The following is a 17,952-nucleotide window of genomic DNA, read 5'->3' as shown; positions in this document are numbered from 1 at the left end:
GGTTATTGTGCTTTAATGTCCATTCCCAGGCGTTGCAGATAGGCAATCAGCGCAATGATTTCTTTATCATCTTTTACTTTGATGTTGTTCTGTTTCAGGTCTGCCGCAATCGCCTTGGCCTGTTTGTCAAGGTCGCGGTTCGCTTTATGCTCATAACCTTCTTCATAAGGAACACCTAAAGTGCGCATCGCATTGATCTTGCTGATGGTAGTGGTGGTATCCAGTGTCTGAGTGATTAGCCATTCGTAAGGAGGCATGATACTTCCCGGCGACATCGTTTGTGGATCCAGCATGTGGTTAAAATGCCATGCATTACCATATTTACCGCCTTCACGCTGTAAATCAGGACCGGTACGTTTTGAACCCCATAAATGCGGGTGGTCGTACACAAATTCCCCTGCTTTACTGTATTCGCCATATCTTTCTGTTTCAGAACGGAATGGACGAATCATCTGAGAGTGACAGTTTACACAACCTTCCCGGATGTATAAATCACGTCCCTGTAATTCCAGCGGACTATAAGGCTGTACACTGGTAATCGTCGGAATGTTCGACTTGATCGTAAACGTCGGCATCATCTCAATCATACCACCTATCAGGATGACAATTAAGGAAAGTACCATGAAAACCATTGGTTTACGCTCCAGTACCCTGTGGAATTTCTTCTCAGATCCCTGAGGAACATAGTCTTTTGGCAATGGCATTGCCTCTGCAGGCTCATCCGCCAATAGTTTACCTAAACGAACTGTTCTGATTAAGTTATAAGTCATCACGATGACACCAATCAGGTATAGCGCACCGCCTATAGCTCTCAGTACATACATAGGAAGGATTTGAATTACGGTTTCCAGGAAATTAGGATAGCGCAATAAACCATCTTCTGTAAACTCTTTCCACATCAATCCCTGTGTGAAACCTGCAAAATATAAAGGAACTGCATAGAAAAGAATCCCTAATGTTCCAATCCAGAAGTGGAAAGAAACCAGTTTTTTAGAGTATAGTTCTGTTCTGTAGATTCTTGGAATCAACCAATATAAAATACCGAAGGTTAAGAAACCATTCCAGCCAAGCGCTCCAACGTGTACGTGTGCTACTATCCAGTCAGTATAATGGGCAATGGCATTGATCTGTTTTAAAGCAAGCATTGGTCCTTCAAAAGTGGCCATACCGTAAGCGGTAATCCCGACTACCATGAATTTCAGTCTGGAGTCTTCCCTTACTTTATCCCATGCACCACGAAGAGTGAGCAATCCATTGATCATCCCTCCCCAGCTTGGGGCAATCAGCATAATGGAGAAGGCAACCCCTAATGATTGTGCCCAGCTCGGTAAAGAAGTATATAATAAATGGTGAGGCCCGGCCCAGATGTAAATGAAAATTAATGACCAGAAATGGAGAATACTCAATTTATAAGAATAAACGGGACGATTTGCCATCTTAGGCAGGAAATAATACATCATTCCCAGATAAGGAGTGGTCAAAAAGAAAGCTACCGCATTGTGTCCATACCACCATTGTACCAGCGCATCCTGTACACCTGCGTATAAATAATAACTTTTAAAGGCAGAAATTGGCAGCTGGAAAGAGTTAACAATGTGTAAAACAGCAACGGTCACGAAAGTCGCAATGTAGAACCAGATGGCCACATACATGTGTTTCTCTCTTCTTTTGATAATGGTTCCAAACATGTTGATCCCAAAAACAACCCATATAACGGTAATGGCAATATCTATTGGCCATTCCAACTCCGCATATTCATGGGAAGAGGTAAACCCTAAAGGAAGGGTGATGACCGCAGAAATGATGATCAGCTGCCAGCCCCAGAAATGTATTTTGCTGAGGACATCACTGAACATCCTCGCTTTGAGGAGTCGCTGCAAAGAGTAGTAAACACCCATAAAGATCGCATTCCCTACGAAGGCAAAGATTACTGCGTTGGTGTGTAGTGGCCTGATACGGCCGAAAGTCGTGTACTGGGAGCCCATATTTAATGCAGGCTTGAAGAGCTGCATGGCAATGAGCAATCCGACCGTCATTCCGATGATGCCCCATATAATGGTGGCTACTGCGAAGTTCCTGACGATCTTGTTGTCGTAGTAAAATTTTTCAGTCATGTTAAAAATTGGATTGCTTGTTTATGGATGTAAAATTAGGTCGGTGTGCTTAGCTACAGAATGACATCAATTGTGGCTATGCGTGATCTTCATCACTTTTTATCTCCTCATTTTTCTGTTGAATGTCATCATCAAAGAGTATTCTGACGGCAGGAGTGTACGTGTCGTCATTTTGACCCGTTTTACTCGCCCAGAAAAATGCCGCAAGAAAGATCAATGCCAATAAAATACTAAAGCCGATCAGGAGATAGAGGATGTTCATAAGAGCTGATTTTTTTTAGCATACAGTCGGACTGCAATGCTGGTGAAAAGGATAATGGTGATGGTGCTGATGGGCATCAATACCGCTGCAATCAATGGAGAAAGCATGCCTTGAACGGCAAAGTAAAGGCCTATTGCATTATAAGTCAAAGAGATCGCAAAGCTGATGTGAATCACCTTTACGGCATCCTTTGCCAGTTTGATAAACATAGGTATCTTTTCAAAACTCGCACCATCAAGAATGGCATCACAGCCTGGTGAGAAATTGTTGATGTTATCCGTCACCGCAATGCCCAGATCGCTCTGTTTCAAAGCGCCCGCATCATTCAGGCCGTCACCAAACATGAGTACTTTTCTACCAGAATATTGCAGGCTGCGAATGTAATCCAGCTTGTTCTGCGGACTCTGAGCGAAATGCATCTGCTGCGCCCTTGGGAAGAATGGAATCAGGGTTTGCTTGTCCTGGTCCTGATCACCAGATAACAGGTGTAAATCCGCGTCTTTACCCAGTTTGAAGACCAGGTCTTTAAATCCATTCCGCCATTGCTGTGTAGAACAGAAGAAGCCAAGGTATCTGTTGTTGATAATAATATGAACTACGGCGCCTTGTGCCGGTGTATTCATTTTCAAACCAAGGAAAGATGCACTGCCCAGCTTCAATTCATGACCATTGATCATGCCTGAAATTCCACGGCCTACCTTTTCCATGTATTTGACCGCCGTATATTTGGATGGCCTGTTCAGCCATTTCACCAATTCTCTGCTTAATGGGTGTCCAGAGTTCCTTGCCAGGTCATTTACCCATTGTTTTTCTTCTTCGGTAATGTGTCCTTCAAAAGTGAAACCTGTGTTTTCAGGGTTGGTAATCGTACCGGTTTTGTCGAATACAAACGTATTAATGCGTGCCATTTCTTCTACTACTGCCGTATTTTTAAGGTAAAACTTATTCTTATCGAAAATGCTCAGTACTGCAGAAAGGGTAAAAGGAGAACTCAAAGCCAGGGCACAAGGACAGGCAATAATCAGAACTGCAGTAAAAGAGGCAACGGCTTTAGTCGTGTCCTGGTGTAACATCCAGTAAGCTGCAGCGCCAATGGCGATACTCAGCAATACAATACTGAAATATTTGCTGGCGCGGTCGGCAAAGGTTCTGATCCTGGTTTTCTCCCCGAAAAAAGCCTCGTTGTTCCACAATTGAGTCAGGTAACTTTGTGAAACCGGTTTAACGACTTCCAGTTCTATAGCGCCTTTTAATTGCCTTCCACCCGCATAAACTACTTCTCCCAAAACCTTGTTTACCGGTAAAGATTCGCCCGTAACAAAGCTAAAGTCCATTTCTGCTTCCCCTTTTAAGAGGATGGCATCTGCCGGAATAATTTCATTGCTGCGGATCAAAATCCTGTTGCCTACTTTTAATTCATTCAGCGGGACTGGCCTTTCTTTATCCTCTTCAATCAAAGTAACTGCAACGGGGAAATACGAACGGTAATCTCTTTCAAACGATAGGTGGTGATAAGTGTGGTGCTGCATCCATTTTCCAATCAGCAGGAAGAAAACCAGACCGCATAATGTGTCCACAAAACCAGCACCTATATTGCCTGCAATTTCCAGTGTAGAGCGGATAAACATCACGGCAATGCCTAATGCCAATGGAAAATCAAGGTTTAAAATGCCATTTCTAAGGTTAGTCCAGGCAGAGGTAAAATAATCCCGTCCGCTATAGAATACGACAGGAATGGCAAATGCCAGGTTCAACCAGCCGAAAAAGGTTTTGAATTCTTGCTCCAGGTCGCTCAGTCCGAAGTAATCCGGGAAGCTGAGTAACATCACATTGCCAAAGCAAAAACCAGCTACCGCGATTTTGCGGATCAGTTGCCCTTCCGAATGGTCTGACTGCTGTTTTTTTACGACATCCTGTAAGCTGATGAGTGGCTCATATCCTATAGAAGCCAGAATTTCTATCAGTTTACGCAAAGATAATTCCTGATTTTTAAAGCTGATGACCACCTGTTTCTTTAAGAAATCAATCCTCGATTGAATGATCGCAGGATTGATCTGGTGCAAATGTTCGAGCAGCCAGATACAGGAGCTGCAATGAATGGCTGGAATATAAAGCGTGATGACGCTCGTCTTCTCATCCGTATAGTCCACTAATTTCGCAGCAATCGCCGCTTCATCCAGGTATTCAAAATGAGAATGCTTGTCTTTTTGTTTTTGTCCAGGTACATCGTTGTACGCGTAGTAGTTACCCAAGTTATGATTAGAGAGCAATTGATAGACACCTTTGCAGCCCAGACAACAGAAAGACTTGCTGTCCAGCAGGTAGGGCGTTTTTGGAAGATCATCACCGCAATGGTAACATTGGGTGTCCTGGGCTATGTTTTTTTGTAAGATCATAGGGGCAAATTGATGTGTTCAAAGTTCAGCCTTCCCCCCAAGTATAAATATGACGCTCATCACTTTCGACCCTGATATAAATCAGAAAAACCTTCGTAATGACATCTTTTAAACTTTCTATTAAATATGAGAATTAAAACTCTCATATTTATATCTTCAACCACAAATAGGACAAATTGTTTTATTATTGAAAAACAAAAGTATACCTCATGAATTATAGGGAAATATTAGATCAGTTAAGACTGCACGTCGCCAGCATTTTTCAGGCAAAAACCGACTCGAGATTGATCTACCACAACTTAAATCATACTGAACAAGTAGTAGAAAATGCCATCAAGATTGCCAACCATTATCAGCTTTCAGATGAGGATTTCTTTATTGTTACTGCGGCCAGTTGGTTTCATGATCTGGGATATTTCTTCGATTGTGCGCATCATGAGGCTAGTGGAGCAGGTCTTGCCGCTGAATTCTTAAAAGAAAAAGGACTTACTGAAGAGATCAGTACCAAAATCGTCAATTGTATCATGGCCACCAAAATGCCTCAGCAGCCAAATGGATTGTTAGAACAGATTGTCTGTGATGCCGATTTGTACCATTTAGGTAGTGATTCTTTTAAAGAAAGAAATAAACTGATGCGTAAGGAAGCAGAAGCTTTCTGCGCCAGGGCACTGGATAAAGATGAATGGAGATTAAAAACGATACAGTTGTTTAAAAATCACCATTACCACACTACTTATTGTCAGAACCTGCTGAATGCGAAAAAAGCAGAAAACCTGGAAGAGCTGGAAAATAAAGCAGCAGCGGCAGAACATAAAACAACAGATAGCCCTACAGTGTTAAATACTGGAAATGCACCGCTGCTAACCGATAAAAACATCCCATTGGAGATAAAAAAAGAAAAAAAGAAAAAGAGTGACCGTCCCGATAAAGGAATTGAAACCATGTTCAGGATCACTTCTGGAAACCACCAGAGGCTGAGTGATATGGCTGATAATAAGGCCCACATCATGATTTCTACCAACTCTATTATTTTATCGGTGATCCTGAGTATTCTGCTCAGGAAACTGGAAGATAATCCACATCTCATTATTCCTACCTTAATCTTATTGATCATTTGTGTCGTGACCATGGTATTCTCTATTCTGGCAACACGCCCATCTATTCCTAAAGGAGTTTTTACATCAGAAGATATCGCTCAGAAACGTGTGAACCTTTTGTTTTTTGGTAATTTCTATAGAATGTCGCTGCCGGATTATGAAGGTGGAATGCTAAAAATGATGGACGACCGTGAGTTTCTTTATGGCAGTTTAATCCGGGATTTATATGCGCAGGGCGTAGTTTTAGGCCGTAAATACCGTTTATTGCGAATTGCCTATAATGTGTTTATGTTTGGAATTATTGCAGCTGTACTGGCCTTTATTACGGCTTCAGTATTAGTGACCTTATAGCCTGTTATGGACTCTGCTATTTATTTTAACCGGGATTTAAGCTGGCTAAGTTTCAATGAACGCGTACTCATGGAAGCAAGCCGGGCAGAAGTGCCTATATTGGAAAGAATTCGGTTCCTATCCATCTATTCCTCTAACCTTGATGAATTTTACCGGGTAAGGATGCCGGTGATGATGTGGGATTATGAGCTCGCGAAGGCGAAGATAGACCAGCAGCAACAGCGTTATGGGGAAATCATCAGCCAGCAAATTTTACCGGCATTGGAAGCTCAGCAGGTATATTGGCTCTATAATAAACCTATTCCAGCAGCCATTTCTGAAAAGGTAACTGAACTGTTTTTTAATGAAGTCCTGGCTTATATTCATGCTGAATGTATTGACCATGGATTGACAGCATTTTTTGCCGAAAACAACAAGCTGTATCAGGTGGTGATCTTGAAGAACGCTGATGCGGAAGAGCGAATGGAACTGATCAGTATTCCTTCTGAAGATTTACAGCGCTTATATGCAATTCCAGTGGAGGGCGCACAATATGTGGTGTTTTTAGAAGATATCATTAAATATAACTTAGCCTATTTATTTCCAAATGATGAGATCCAGGGAGCTTTTAACCTGAAAATCACCCGCAATGCGGCCTTGAAAATAGGACAGGACTATTCCGAAGACATGACCATTGCTTTAGAGAAAGAACTCGAAGCCCGTGACTTTGGCTTTGCCACCCGCTTTCTTTTTGAACCTGGACTCCCATTGAGGAATTTGTACCGGATGATTTATGCCTTAAATCTGCAAAAAGCAGCTGTAGTGCAGGGAGGGGCCTATCATAACCTGAAAGACCTCAATGCTTTTCCTTTAGATGAAAAGCTTTTTGGATACCCTAAATGGCCCGCCTCAACAGCGGTAAAGATCGCAGAAAAGGAAACTATATTTGACCATATTCTTCGTAAAGATATCCTGGTTAATGTACCTTATCAGAACTATAATGCCGTATTGCGCTTTTTCAATGAAGCTTCCAATGATGTGAATGTCACAGAGGTCTATGTCACCTTATATAGAGTAGCGCGAAATTCCAGAATTGTTAATGCCTTGATGACCGCTGCAAAAAATGGGAAGAAGGTCGTGGTACTGGTGGAGCTGAAAGCAAGGTTCGATGAAGCAAATAACATCAAATGGGCTAAGCAAATGAAAGCTGCAGGGGTGAAGATTATCTATAGCAGTATAGATTTGAAAGTGCATGCGAAAGTGGCACTGGTAAAAAGGACGATCAATGGAGAAAACCAGTACCTGGGGCTTTTAGCCACCGGAAACCTCAATGAAAGTACAGCTAAGTTTTACACCGATCATATTTTACTGACTGCCCATCAGCCGATGCTGCAGGAATTAGAATCCCTTTTTGACTTTCTAAGTAGAAAAGATAAGACCGCAGTATTGGAAGATCCTGTGGAATTTAATCATTTGCTAGTGGCACAGTTTAATTTGCATCAGCGCTTTTTGGGGTTGATTCAACGTGAAATGGACCATGTTCAGCAAGGTTTACCCGCTGGTATTACCCTCAAATTGAACAACCTGGAAGAACAGGTGCTGATTGCTAAATTATATGAAGCATCACAGGCAGGGGTGAAAATACAACTCATCATCCGGGGAATCTGCTGCCTGGTTCCAGGCAAGCCAGGACTCAGTGAAAATATTACTGTAAGGAGAATTGTAGACCGTTTTCTGGAACATGGAAGGGTTTTTATCTTTGACAATAATGGCCAGCAAGAAATATATATGGGCTCTGCAGACTGGATGAACCGCAATATCTACAGTAGAATAGAGGTTTGCTTTCCTTTATATGACGCGGATTTGAAACGTCTCATCCAGGAAATTATTACCTTGCAGCTTCAAGATAATGTTCAGGCGGTAAATATTACTGCGGAATTGGAGAATGAAGAAATCAATGGTTCGCCTGCAATACGCTCTCAGGAAGCTATTTATCAATTCTTACAAGTGTTGAATAACTAATAAATGGACCCATGTTTATGAAGAAAATCTATACTAAATTATTATATATGATGCCCATTGTGGCATTAGTGGCGTTTTATGCCTGTAAGCCAGTAGCTTCAAAGTTTAGCAGTCCGGCGGGTTATGACCTGGAACACCCAGAGAAATTTAACATGCCTGAAAGCCTGCTCGAAATCTCAGGTATCGCCTTTTATAAAGGTAAACCGGATACTGTTTACTCTATTCAAGATGAAGAAGGCAGCGTTTTCCGCCAAAAATGGGGGGTGAAGCATCAGAAAAACGTGAGCTTCGGCAGTAAAGGAGACTATGAAGATGTGGCCATTTTCAATGAAAAAATATTCATCTTAAAGAGTAATGGGCACCTTTATTCTTTTCCTTTCTCAGAAAGAGTAAAAGAAAAGGCAGAACAGGTGAAAGTTACCAAGAAACTGGTTCCTAAAGGGGAGTATGAAAGTTTATATGCAGATCCAGAGACTCAAAAAGTATACGTTTTATGTAAATCCTGCCCGGTAGATAAGAAAAAGAAAACATCAACGGGGTATGTCTTAAACTATGATCTGAAACTGGATAGCCTAATTCCTGAAAGTACTTTCAGCATTGACTTGGAGCAGATAAAAAAGCTCAACCCGAAGTTAAAAGCAAGTCTTAGCCCTTCGGCACTGACAAAAAATCCGAAGACTAAGGAATGGTATATACTGGCTTCTGCCAACAAATTATTGGTTATTGCAGATGAAAACTGGAAAGTAAAACAAGTACATCGTTTGAATTCTTCGATTTATAATCAGCCGGAAGGCATAGCTTTTGATAACGATATGAACTTGTACATCTCTAATGAAGGAGATGAACTAACCAATGGAAATATCCTTAAGTTTAAAAAAGTAAAATAATAAAATACGAAAAATGCAAGCTATCACGCTGGATTTGAATAATAGTATTACTGGCTTAAGAGAACGCCCTCCATTGGGTGCTGAAATTAAGCTGTCTTTGCAGCCCTTTATCTCTTTCGTGGAAGAGAAGGCTAATACTGAGAAAACCGCGAAAATTAACTTCTACCGTTATATCCTTGAACAATTTAAACAATATCCAGAACTCAAAGACCCCATCCCAATGGAGAATGTCCGTAAGTACAATACCTTGTTTGAATTGATTTATACCGCTTTATCGCCGATCATTAATGAAGAGAAAGAGCATTTTTGGGCGATTAGTACCCCAATGACGCCTTGTTTTCATTATGGTACGAATGCGTTTTATAATGTACTGCTAGAGCCTTCTACCTGTACTTTGAAAGCCGATTTATCGCTGCCTTCCTCTTTGGAAATGAAGAAAAGCGTGCTGTCTGCCTTTTATAATATGGTATTACACCGGTTTTATAACTTTTCATTAACAGCAACAGAGTTTACCGTAAACTCTATCGTAGATCCGTTAACAAAACTCCCTAAATATTACCGCTTAAACGTAGATACCAGGTTTTTAACCATCACTGCAAATGTAGAACTGCCCGAGTATGACCTCAATATTGTGAAAGATTATATTCAGGATGAAACCAATACACTGGATATTTTAACCAAGCTCATTCCACCTGATATCTTTACTATTGAGGGGATTTCTATTGTGACGCTAACGGATGTAACCGGTGAATATGCCCTGGAATCCATTAAAAATGTAATGATTGATCACCATGAATCCAAAAATGTGAATTATGGTAAGGAAATCGGTAATGCTTTAAAAGCCTTGGCTGGCTCTGACCATCTGGAATTTGGAATGCTGCCTTATTTGAAGCTAAATAATAAGCTTTTGATCAATGAAAAGTCTGGTTTTCAGAGTATCCTGATCAAATTGGCCGAAGAGGCAGGATGGAAAGATGAAGAGGAATTTGACTTGATTCAAGACTATCTGAAACAGCCAAGAACCTTGATTTTCCCTGAAATTACACTGGAAGAACAAGATAAATACCCGATGCTCCGCTTGTTATGGGAAAAAGGAATCAAGTCTTACGGCCTTTTTCCATTGTACTATAATGCAAGATTGGTAGGCTGTCTGGAGCTATATACCAAGGAAGTCAGTCATTTTAATGGCAATGCGCTCACTAAAATAGACCTGGCCTTTCCTTTATTGGCACAATTATATCAAAATATCATCACCGATTTCAACCAGGAAATCGCGGAAATCGTGACCGATAAATTCACGGCATTACAGCCTTCTGTACAGTGGCGTTTCAATGAAGCAGCTTATCATTACCTTCAATCCGGAGGGAAAAAGCGCAATCTACCGGTAGAACAGGTGTTCTTTAAAAACGTACACCCTTTTTATGGTGCAGTAGACATCAGAAATTCCAGTATCCTGCGAAACATGGCAGTCCGCAAGGATTTATATGTACATTTTGAAATGCTGCAGAAAACCCTGGATACCATTAGAAAGAAGGTCTGCGAATCACTGGAACATGAACTTCCAAAAAAGTATGAAATCTGGAGTAAATCCAGGTTTGAAGACCTGACAGATCGCGAAATTCTCAAAACAGAAGACTACCTGCAAAGGCAGATCCCCTCTGCTCTGGTACATTTAAAGGAAACTCATCCGGAACTTAAACCGATTGTTGATGAGTATTTTGAATGGACAGCAGTAGATGGAAAGAGCTATGAACATCGAGATAGGTATGAAAAGAGCCTGCAAATGATCAACCTGGCAGTCACCAGGCATTTAGATGTATTTAACAAAGAAATCCAGGCGATTTATCCTTGTTATTTTGAGAAATTCCGCACAGATGGCGTTGAATTTGACATCTACCTGGGTAGATCTATCGCACCAAATACCGACTTCACGGAGGAAATTCTTCATGAATTTAGACTGAAACAACTGAAAGTTCTGGCAGAAGTAGCGCAAACCAGTCATAGTTTAGCGCCTTACTTTTCTTTACCATTGGAAACTACCCAGTTGATTTTCGTCTATGAGAAGGTGATCGATATAAGTTTTAGGATTGATGAGCAACGTTTTGATGTAGAAGGCAGCTACAATATCCGCTACCAGATGGTCAAAAAACGCATCGATAAAGCTCATGTAAAAGACACCACAGAAAGGATTACCCAGCCAGGAAAGATCGCAATTGTGTATTTTAACAGCTGGGAAGCCAAAGAATATGTAGGATATATCAAAACGCTTCAGGGTATTGGTCTCTTAAATGATGACCTGGAGTACCTGGAAATTGAAGAATTGCAAGGAGTGGAGGGCTTAAAGGCCCTCAGAATAGGAGTAACGCTTAAATAAATTCAATATGCGTTTTAAAAAGGAGCTGCAAGCGGCACTAATCATGAATATGGCGCTTGGAGCCATCCCTGTTGTGGGCTTTGCACAACAGACATTAAAATCAGACTCGATTACGGTGGCGATCGCCCCTGAATACGATAAAGTAAGTAGTTTTCACCGCTTTTGGCTTGGAGAGAGCTACCGGAAGTTATGGGCAACGCCGGTAACTTTAAGAATTATGGACCTCCAAAAGGAAAAAGGGGGATTAAAAATCATAAAACTAGGTGGGGGTATGCAAACCCGTTCCTTACGTTTGGTAGATCCAACAGGTAAAGAATGGGTGCTAAGGACCGTGCAGAAGTACGCAGACAGAAGTTTGCCGGAAAATCTGAGGGCTACGATCGCTAAAGACATTACCCAGGATCAGGTCTCTACCAACCATCCTTTTGCCGCCTTAATCGTGCCGCCATTGGCCGCCGCATTGGAATTGCCACATGCAAAACCGGAGATGGTCTATGTTGCCGATGATCCCGGACTTGGCGAATACCGTAAAGAATTTGCCAACGCAGCCTATATATTCGAAGAAAGATCCCCTGCGGAGGAGAAAACCGACAATACGGAGAAGGTGCAAAAGAAAATCCAGAAGGACAATGATACTAAAGCAGACCAGAAACTGACGCTTAGAGCACGTTTGCTGGACTTCCTGCTCGGTGATTGGGATAGGCATGAAGACAATTGGCGCTGGGCTGCAGATAAAACCCCAGACGGAACGACCTACACCCCGGTACCTCGCGATCGGGATAAAGTATTCTATAAAACATCCGGCGTTTTCCCCTGGATATTGAATCACCAATGGCTTAAAACCCATTTGCAGCCGTATTCTCCAACCATCAGAGAGGTGGAGTACTGGAACTTTAACGAAAGATATTTCGACCGGTATTTCTTAAATGAACTGAATGAAGACGATTGGAAGGAAGCTGCAAAGCTGGTGCAGAAAGAAATGACGGACGAATTGATCGCGAAAGCTTTCAGGGAAATGCCCGATCCTATCTTTAAGCAATGTGGTGAGGAGCTGATTCACAATTTTACTTCCAGAAGGAATCAATTGGAAGAATTAGCCTTACGTTACTACCGTTTCCTATCTATTAATGTAGATATTCCTGCTTCCGATAAGACAGAATACTTCGATGTGAAGCAGCAGGAAGATGGAAAAGTTTCTGTGCATATCTTCAATATTAAGAAGGACGGGACCAAAGGCCGCCGCTTTTTTAACCGCACTTTCGACCCGCTGGTAACTAAAGAGATCCGTTTATTCGGATTAGGAGGAAAGGACGTTTTCGACGTACATGGAAAGAATGAATCCCCGATAAAAGTGAGAATGATCGGTGGAGAGGAGGTAGATGAGTTTAAAATAGCGGAAAATGTACCCAATAAATCAGGGTTGTTTATCTATGACCGCTCCGATGAAACTAACGTGCTTCCGCCAAAAGGATATGCTAAAATGAGATTAGCTAAGGATTCGGCAGTCAACCAGTTCAATAAAAATGGGTTCTTATACGATAGGAAAGGTGTGCTTGTAGATGGGAATTACAATATTGACCAGGGAATCCAGCTAGGACTGGGCTATATTTTTGAGAAACAAGGTTTCAGAAAATCGCCTTATGCCTCGAAACAAGAGATCTGGGCCCATTACTCCACTGGCAGAAAGTCTTTTATTCTGGATTATACCGGCGACTTTAAAAAGGCAATAGGAAATAACGACCTGAATATCGGGATCAATATGCTGGGCCCAAATAACCTGAGTAACTTCTTTGGTTTAGGAAACAATACAATTTATCAAAAAGACGACCATGATGAAGACCTGCCAAATGGCGAGGATCGGGAAGATGGCATCTCTTATTACCGCAATAGGTACAATTATTTAAATGCGAATATTAAACTGAAAAGGGTCTTAGATCAGTCCTGGACCGTAGAAGGTGGGGTGTTGTTGTCTTATTATACCAGTAGCCGCGAGAAAAACGAAGAGCGCTTTTTGAATGATTATGATGCTTTACACCCAGAAGAAGAAGTGTTTTCTAACCGCTTTTATGCAGGTTTAACCGCTGGATGGTCTTATGATACACGTGATAATATTGCGATTCCTACAAAAGGTGTTTTCTGGAAAACCACGATCTCCGCACAGCAGCGTGTGAATGGCGGCGATGAGCGTTACGGTGTCCTGAACACCGAATTCCGCTTTTACTGGAACCCGGGAAAATCAGGCCTCGTGATTGCCAATAGAATTGGTGGAGGAACTACAGTAGGAGATCCAGCATTCTTTCAGCACATTCAGCTAGGGGGTGTAAACAGCCTCAGAGGCTTCAACAGCAGACGTTTTACCGGTAAAACAGGACTATACCATAACCTGGACCTGAGGTTGAAGCTGTTTAATTTTACCTCTTATCTGGTGCCCGGAACAGTTGGAATGATTGCATTTAATGATGTGGGTAGGGTATGGCAGCCAGGAGAGTCGAGCAGCAGATGGCATCAGGGCTATGGCGGTGGGTTATACGTCATGCCAGGCAATCAGTTCCTGATTCAAGGAACATTGGGCTTCTCTAAAGAAGCAACCATGCCTTATTTCTCTGTAGGTTTTAACTTCTAAATAGCAAGCTGAATAGTAAAAAACAGCGCTATTACGCCTAAAAAAGCCGGTTATCTGTATAGATAACCGGCTTTTTTAGGTGCTGTATGGAGGAGGGCTAATCTGCTTCTTCGTCTACGAATAACTTGATTTCGTGGTCAGAAATCGTGATTAAACGGTCTCTGTATAAACCGCCAATTACTTTTTTGAAAGCACTTTTACTGATTTTAAAACGGTCGTAAATGTCATCTGGAGCACTTTTATCACCTAAATGAACTACACCGCCACAAGCTTTCAATTCATCAAGGATAACATCTTTGTTCTCTAGGATATGGCCGTAACCCATTGGCTGTAAGCTCAAATCAATCTTGCCCTCTACACGGATTTTTTTAATCCATCCTTTTCTGATCTCTCCCGGTGACAATTGGTCAAAAAGCTCATTAGTATATAGCAAACCAATGTATTTATTGTCTACAATGGCATTGTACCCTAAATCAGAGCGGTCAATGATCAATAAACTCACCTCATCGCCTTCTTCTAAATCGATGTCCTGATCTTCCACATAATTGGTTAAGCGGGAAGAGGCTACCATACGGTCATTGCTCTCGTCCAGGTATACATAAACCACATGGTTGTCTCCTTTAAACATTGGGCGTTTCTGCTCACGTTGAGGAACATAGATGTCTTTATCGATGCCAAGATTCATGAAAACACCATCTTCACCATCATCAACAACGGTCAGGTAAGCGAAATCACCTACACAAGCGAAAGGTCTTTTGGTGGTTCCCATCAATCGGCCATCTTTGTGCATATACACGAAAACGTTGATGTTCTCTCCGATTTCGATGTTTTTAGGGACATCTACATAAGGTAAAAGTACTTCTTTATCACCTTCCGTTAAGATGAGGCCGTTTTCGGTTTTATTTATAACTCTTAGATCGTTATATCTTCCTATTTCTATCATTTTCTTGCAGGCATTTTTGCAAAGGTAGCGATATAGGCAGTAACATATCCATGATACGGACATCTAAATGCAAAAAATAAACGAAATTGATCAAACTAGCCTTACGTCATATCGATAAAAAGTACGGGAGTCATGCCATCTTTTCTTTTGAGGAATGGCAGCTGGATCAGGGTATTTACTGGCTTAAAGGTGGAAATGGCACCGGTAAGACCACGCTGTTTAAAATGATTTCCGGGCAAACTCCTTTTGAAGGTAGCTTGACTTTAAATGACATTAGCCTTAAAAATCAGCCGGTTGCGTATCGGTCGATGATCAGTTATGCAGAGGCGGAGCCTCAATATCCTTCCTTTGTCACCGGAAATGAACTGCTCAATTACCATATCGATGTTCGCAATGCCAATCCGGAAGCCTCCATAATCTTGATATCGGATTTGGGGATGAGTAGTTTTATGGATCAAAAAGTAGGCAGTTATTCCAGTGGAATGCTTAAAAAACTATCCTTAATCTGTGCCTTTGTAGGAGAGGTACAGCTTTATATACTGGATGAACCCTTGATTACTATTGATACAGCCGCCGCGCAAGTACTCTATCAGCTGATTCGTACTTACCAGGAGAAAGGCTGCTCCTTTTTACTTTCCTCTCATCAGGAGTTGGAAATGAGTCATTTGCCTATAAAACAAGTGTTTAAAATTGTAGACCGTCAGATCCAATCATGCTAAGACTGCTTTTAAAAACCTTAATTAAAGAGTTCTATGCGGCACATGCCGGTCTCTTTCTCTTTGGTTTTTATGTGGCTTTTGGGGTGGTAGAAGCCTCTCAGCTGCTGAGCTACCATAAAACACTAATGCTTATGGTGTACGCATCGCACTTCATCCTCGCTTCAGTATGCTGTTTTTGGGCATTGTATCTCCTCAAATGCCTGTTTTTCATTAGAAAACAAATGAAGCTGGAGCAATACCATTTCCTAAGGTTATTGGCCACCACAGAAAAAAAAAGACAATTCATATTATGGTTCCAGGTATATGCGGTACTATTATTGCCAATACTCATTTATGTGCTGCCTTTAATTTATGTTGGTCTAGCTGAAAAGGCTTTTATAGCTGTTTTTATCATCATCAGCGTGTTTTTTTTGTTATTAGCTGCCGTGTCCGCGTATATGTTCCGGATCATTAATTATAGCCATGTTCCAGTCAAGGTTTATTTTGTCTTCCCTTGCCCCCAATTGAAGAAACCTTACTGGACATGGCCTTTATACTATCTCCTCAATGAGCAGATGATGATGCTTTTTTTGAGCAAAATCCTGTCTTTTACCATGTTTACAGTAGTCATGTGGATGTTCAATGATGTCTCGAAAGACCTTAGAGTGGCATTGATTGGTATATTGGCCGCAGTACTGGCGCACAGTATGGTGATCCAGGTGATGCTCAGACAGGAAAGCGATCAGCTGTCCTTTAGCAGAAGTTTGCCCATCAGGTTAAGTACCCGAATGGGACATACGCTGCTCGTGTTTCTGGTTCTTTTTATTCCCGAAATCTTATTTTACCTGCTGAGATCTGATGGGCAGTTCTGGCCATTTATAGTCGGACTAGGCTTTGGTATTGCTGGATTGATGACCTTAAGAATGGTGTTGTACTGGATCAAATTAGACCTGGACCGCTACTTCAAATGGCTGCTGGCTTTCTTCTTTGTCAGCATGTTTGTGATCCTGGCTGGATACGCTGTTCCCTATAGTCTGCTCCTGTTAGCCAGCTATTTTCTGTACTTTTTCTTCTGCTATTACCGGACAGACCTTAAGGAAATGTAAGCCTGTTTTTTTTAGTGATCTGTTGATCTATCTAAATGTAAGCTTTAGTTCTATTGCTTTAACAAGCTGACAACAAATAGCTCTTCTGTTCTTTTTGAGCCAACAATTTTGGTGGCCATCCTGCTCTTTGCACCGGAAGTACAGCAAAATACCAGCCTGCTTTGAAAAGGAAGTTCGTCAATTCTAGCTTCAAGATCGTACAGTGAAATGTGAATGCCACCGATATTTTTTTCCTCAAATTCGAAAGCTTCCCGAACGTCTATCAGGCAATACTCAACTTTATTTTCTTCCCATTCCAATAGTTCTTTTGGAAAGATTTCTTCATACACGATGGCTTTCTTCGGATTAGGCTTAGCTGCCTGCTTGTCCTGGCCGACCTGGTTTTTTGGTTGAATGTTATAGAGCTGCATATCATTATTTAGTGCATTGAAGATAAGGAGTTTTCCGGAAAGACCATCGCCAAAACCACAAATCACTTTCATCGCTTCATTGGCCATCATGCTGCCAATGATCCCTGGTAAGGGCCCAATTACGCCACTCTCCCCACAATTTGGACTGTCCTGACTGGCTGGAGCTTCCGGGTAGCAGTTCCTATAATTGGGGCCTCCCTGATGGTTAAACACAGAAACCTGCCCCTCAAAGCGGAAAATAGAGCCGAAAACCAAAGGTTTTCCCAAAGCAACGCAGGTATCATTGACCAGGTAACGCGTTGGGAAATTGTCTGAGCCATCAATGATCAGGTCATAGTCTGCCACATATTGAGCGGCATTTTCTGGCGAGATATGGAAAGGAAAAGCCTGCAGCTGCAGTGTTGGGTTTAATAAGTTTAGGCGCTCGACAGCAGTTGAAGCCTTGTTTTTTCCTATATCCTGCTGCTGGAAAATTACTTGTCTGTGGAGATTGCTTTCTTCTATGGTATCCCCATCCATTACTCCAATTTTGCCAATACCTGCCCCGGCAAGATAGAATAGGAGGGGACAGCCCAATCCGCCGGCACCAATAACCAACACCGAGCTTTTCTGTAGCCTTTGCTGTCCTTCCAGGCCCAGTTCTTCCAGTAGTATTTGTCTGTGGTATCTTTTAAGTCCTTCGTTTTCCAT

Annotated in this window: 12 protein-coding genes; 7 read left to right on the top strand and 5 right to left on the bottom strand. The window is 41.8% G+C overall.

Annotation, left to right across the window (positions count from 1 at the left end):
* Positions 1-2 precede the first annotated feature (2 nt).
* The 3 genes from ccoN to AQ505_RS18240 all read right to left on the bottom strand — a co-directional run bounded on the left by ccoN (position 3) and on the right by AQ505_RS18240 (position 4,772).
* Positions 3-2,114, bottom strand: coding sequence for a cytochrome-c oxidase, cbb3-type subunit I (gene ccoN, locus AQ505_RS18250; protein ID WP_062549497.1), 2,112 nt, complete (start codon positions 2,112-2,114; stop codon positions 3-5).
* A gap of 76 nt (positions 2,115-2,190) precedes the next feature.
* Entirely contained in the window at positions 2,191-2,376 is a 186-nt protein-coding gene (gene ccoS / locus AQ505_RS18245; protein WP_062549496.1) for a cbb3-type cytochrome oxidase assembly protein CcoS, read from the bottom strand.
* Complete coding sequence (locus AQ505_RS18240; RefSeq protein WP_062549495.1) at positions 2,373-4,772, bottom strand: heavy metal translocating P-type ATPase; 2,400 nt, start codon at positions 4,770-4,772, stop codon at positions 2,373-2,375. The genes ccoS and AQ505_RS18240 overlap by 4 nt, the downstream gene beginning before the upstream one ends.
* A gap of 209 nt (positions 4,773-4,981) precedes the next feature.
* Here AQ505_RS18240 and AQ505_RS18235 point away from each other — a divergent pair, with 209 nt between their 5' ends.
* Genes AQ505_RS18235 through AQ505_RS18215 form a run of 5 tightly spaced genes read left to right on the top strand, consistent with a single transcriptional unit; the run spans position 4,982 to position 14,105 of the window.
* Entirely contained in the window at positions 4,982-6,220 is a 1,239-nt protein-coding gene (locus tag AQ505_RS18235; protein WP_062549494.1) for a Pycsar system effector family protein, read from the top strand.
* Positions 6,221-6,226: 6 nt separating this feature from the next.
* Positions 6,227-8,221: a polyphosphate kinase 1 gene (ppk1, locus tag AQ505_RS18230; protein ID WP_062549493.1), complete on the top strand. Its 1,995-nt coding sequence runs from the start codon at positions 6,227-6,229 to the stop codon at positions 8,219-8,221.
* 17 nt (positions 8,222-8,238) lie between these two features.
* Positions 8,239-9,108: an SdiA-regulated domain-containing protein gene (locus AQ505_RS18225; RefSeq protein ID WP_062551102.1), complete on the top strand. Its 870-nt coding sequence runs from the start codon at positions 8,239-8,241 to the stop codon at positions 9,106-9,108.
* A gap of 13 nt (positions 9,109-9,121) precedes the next feature.
* Complete coding sequence (locus AQ505_RS18220) at positions 9,122-11,482, top strand: hypothetical protein (protein WP_062549492.1); 2,361 nt, start codon at positions 9,122-9,124, stop codon at positions 11,480-11,482.
* A 7-nt stretch (positions 11,483-11,489) separates the two neighbouring features.
* Positions 11,490-14,105 carry a BamA/TamA family outer membrane protein gene (locus AQ505_RS18215; RefSeq protein WP_062549491.1) on the top strand — a complete coding sequence of 872 codons (2,616 nt, stop codon included), beginning with the start codon at positions 11,490-11,492 and terminating at the stop codon, positions 14,103-14,105.
* A 97-nt stretch (positions 14,106-14,202) separates the two neighbouring features.
* On the opposite strand, the gene AQ505_RS18210 is transcribed toward AQ505_RS18215, so the two are convergent.
* Positions 14,203-15,048 carry a CvfB family protein gene (locus tag AQ505_RS18210; RefSeq protein ID WP_062549490.1) on the bottom strand — a complete coding sequence of 282 codons (846 nt, stop codon included), beginning with the start codon at positions 15,046-15,048 and terminating at the stop codon, positions 14,203-14,205.
* An 86-nt stretch (positions 15,049-15,134) separates the two neighbouring features.
* Here AQ505_RS18210 and AQ505_RS18205 point away from each other — a divergent pair, with 86 nt between their 5' ends.
* Together AQ505_RS18205 and AQ505_RS18200 are read left to right on the top strand one after the other, a co-directional pair.
* Positions 15,135-15,767 carry an ABC transporter ATP-binding protein gene (locus AQ505_RS18205; RefSeq protein WP_062549489.1) on the top strand — a complete coding sequence of 211 codons (633 nt, stop codon included), beginning with the start codon at positions 15,135-15,137 and terminating at the stop codon, positions 15,765-15,767.
* A complete protein-coding gene (locus AQ505_RS18200; protein WP_062549488.1) occupies positions 15,761-16,852 on the top strand; it encodes a hypothetical protein in 1,092 nt (363 codons plus the stop codon). Before AQ505_RS18205 ends, AQ505_RS18200 begins: the two co-directional genes overlap by 7 nt.
* A gap of 50 nt (positions 16,853-16,902) precedes the next feature.
* Here AQ505_RS18200 and AQ505_RS18195 read toward each other — a convergent pair whose 3' ends face one another.
* Positions 16,903-17,952, bottom strand: a complete 1,050-nt coding sequence (locus tag AQ505_RS18195) for a HesA/MoeB/ThiF family protein (RefSeq protein WP_062549487.1) — start codon at positions 17,950-17,952, stop codon at positions 16,903-16,905.

Source organism: Pedobacter sp. PACM 27299 (assembly GCF_001412655.1).
Taxonomy (GTDB): Bacteria; Bacteroidota; Bacteroidia; order Sphingobacteriales; family Sphingobacteriaceae; genus Pedobacter.
Note: the sequence above shows the minus strand (reverse complement) of the source record. Positions and strands in the feature narration are given on the sequence as shown.

Excerpts from the sequence above, each read along its gene's own strand:
- ppk1 (WP_062549493.1), top strand. The coding sequence starts at position 6,227 with ATGGACTCTGCTATTTATTTTAACCGGGATTTAAGCTGGCTAAGTTTC.
- AQ505_RS18195 (WP_062549487.1), bottom strand. The coding sequence starts at position 17,952 with ATGGAAAACGAAGGACTTAAAAGATACCACAGACAAATACTACTGGAA.
- ccoN (WP_062549497.1), bottom strand. The coding sequence starts at position 2,114 with ATGACTGAAAAATTTTACTACGACAACAAGATCGTCAGGAACTTCGCA.
- AQ505_RS18220 (WP_062549492.1), top strand. The coding sequence starts at position 9,122 with ATGCAAGCTATCACGCTGGATTTGAATAATAGTATTACTGGCTTAAGA.
- AQ505_RS18210 (WP_062549490.1), bottom strand. The coding sequence starts at position 15,048 with ATGATAGAAATAGGAAGATATAACGATCTAAGAGTTATAAATAAAACC.
- AQ505_RS18200 (WP_062549488.1), top strand. The coding sequence starts at position 15,761 with ATGCTAAGACTGCTTTTAAAAACCTTAATTAAAGAGTTCTATGCGGCA.
- AQ505_RS18240 (WP_062549495.1), bottom strand. The coding sequence starts at position 4,772 with ATGATCTTACAAAAAAACATAGCCCAGGACACCCAATGTTACCATTGC.
- AQ505_RS18215 (WP_062549491.1), top strand. The coding sequence starts at position 11,490 with ATGCGTTTTAAAAAGGAGCTGCAAGCGGCACTAATCATGAATATGGCG.
- ccoS (WP_062549496.1), bottom strand. The coding sequence starts at position 2,376 with ATGAACATCCTCTATCTCCTGATCGGCTTTAGTATTTTATTGGCATTG.
- AQ505_RS18235 (WP_062549494.1), top strand. The coding sequence starts at position 4,982 with ATGAATTATAGGGAAATATTAGATCAGTTAAGACTGCACGTCGCCAGC.
- AQ505_RS18225 (WP_062551102.1), top strand. The coding sequence starts at position 8,239 with ATGAAGAAAATCTATACTAAATTATTATATATGATGCCCATTGTGGCA.